The sequence below is a fragment of the Bifidobacterium miconis genome (assembly GCF_019331735.1).
GTDB lineage: Bacteria > Actinomycetota > Actinomycetes > Actinomycetales > Bifidobacteriaceae > Bifidobacterium > Bifidobacterium miconis.
On record NZ_JAHBBH010000083.1, the window covers coordinates 1 to 1,462 of the forward strand.

At 63.0% G+C, this 1,462-nt stretch carries 1 protein-coding gene; it reads right to left on the reverse strand.

Annotated elements, in window-relative coordinates; all coding sequences use genetic code 11:
- On the reverse strand, positions 1-1,462 hold a 1,462-nt coding region (locus tag KIH79_RS12685), incomplete at both ends, for an LPXTG cell wall anchor domain-containing protein (RefSeq protein ID WP_219059713.1).

Here is a 1,462-nt window from a genome sequence, read left to right on the forward strand (position 1 = left end):
CTGGTCGCGGTCGCCGGCCGGCCAGCCGGAGGCCTCGTCCCATTTCTCGATCTTCAGGCTCGGGGTCATGTCGGGCGTGTGCGTCTCGACCTGGTTGGAAGGCCGTTTGGTGCCGTTGAGGGTTTCGTCGAACCGGTTGGCGATGTGTTCGCCGGTCTTGACGCGCTTGCACTGGATGAACGCGGTCCATGCCTGCTCGCTTTCGTCGTTGCCGCTGATGAGGTCGAGCATGCGCTGGGTCGCAGTAACGGTGACCACGCCCTTGTCGTCCTGCGCGAGGGTGAACAGTTCGCCGCCGTATGCGCCGGCGTCGAAGCTGCTGCCGGCGATCTTCATGCCTTTATGGGCGATCACCTTGCCCTGTTCGGTCAGGTCGCGCATGGCGTACACGGCCCATTGGCCGGTGTACTGGTCGTGCTCGGTGTCGAGCGGGTCGGTGATGCTCCAGTCGGTGACCTTCTGGTAGGCGCGGTGCGCGGGCAGCACGGAGCTGTCGAGACGGTAGAGGAACAGGCTGTTGAGGTACACGCTCCGCTTGTCGATGGATTCGCCGTCCACCTTCACGACCACGTCCTTGGACGGGTTGACGGGTTTGAGGGGGTTGGCGACCTCGTTGGTGTCCTTGCGGGTGTCGTTGACGACCTGCGTGGCCTTGTTCTTCACGATATGTCCGTCGGTGACCTTGATGACGGTCATCGGCAGGATCACCTCGTAGCTCGTGCCCAGCATCGACTGGTCGATGGCTGGCTCCTTCAACGGGTCGTGGTCCTTCTTTTCGGCGTATTCCTTGAGGTTCTTGGGCTGGGGGTCGCCCTTGATGGTCTCGCCGGTGGCCGGCACCTTCGTGTCCGCGGTCTTGGCGTACACGTAGGCGACGCCGTCGATCGCCGCGATGTTGAACTTCGCGGTCACGTCCTTGCCGGTCGCGGTGTCGGTGACCTCGATGCGCTTGGCGTCAAGGGAGAGGTATTCGTCGTCCCAGTCGTCGGTCATGCCGAGTCTCCAGACCTTGTAGGCCTGGTTGGTTTGCTTGGCGTCGATAATCACGCGGTAGTAGATCCGGTCGCCCAGCAGGGCGGTCTTGCCGTCGATGCTGATGGACGGGTCGGCCTGGGTGTCCTTCTTCACCGGCGTGAAGTCGGGAGGCTCGTTCCACACCCTGTTGCTCGGGGTGACCATGTTGTTCAGTGTCAATGCCCACTGGTTGCCGATTTTGGTGTCCGTGGGCGCGTCCTTGGCGACCGTGCCCTCGAAGCGGACGATGATGCGCGGGTTCGCGCCGTTGCGCCAGTTGGTCTTCACATACCCGTCGGAGAACACGAGGCGCACCGCGTGCTGCGAGTCGTTCCACTGGGTCTCGTACTCGGTTTTCGGGATGAACCTGCCGGTGGACAGGTCGGTGACCTCCAGGGTCTGCTTGTCCACTTCAAGATGCTCGTCGTAGGTGTCGGTGACCGCCACC